Source organism: Pantoea sp. GbtcB22 (genome assembly GCF_019091025.1).
Taxonomy (GTDB): Bacteria; Pseudomonadota; Gammaproteobacteria; order Enterobacterales; family Enterobacteriaceae; genus Pantoea; species Pantoea leporis.
In genome coordinates, this window is the sequence record NZ_JAGXKB010000674.1 from 1 (window position 1) to 242 (window position 242).

Consider the following 242-nt stretch of genomic DNA (forward strand, 5'->3'; position numbering starts at 1 on the left):
AGTTGCCAATGCCGGCTTGTTGATCGGGAGTGATATTCGGCGCATACCAACTGCCCAGGCTGCCACCGCTGGGGGCCTGAGCATTGTTTTGCCCCATCAGCACGTTACGTGGCGTATGGCAGGTATCGCAGTGCGCCAATGCATTGGCCAGATAATCACCGCGATTAACCACATCAGATTTATCTTTTGCCGGAATAAACGCCTTATTATCGGCAAACAGCATATTCCAGAAGAACATACTT

General features: G+C 50.8%; 1 pseudogene. It reads right to left on the reverse strand.

The window, feature by feature from the left end:
- Nucleotides 1–242, reverse strand: a pseudogene (locus KVT28_RS26335) (cytochrome c); the annotation flags it as partial.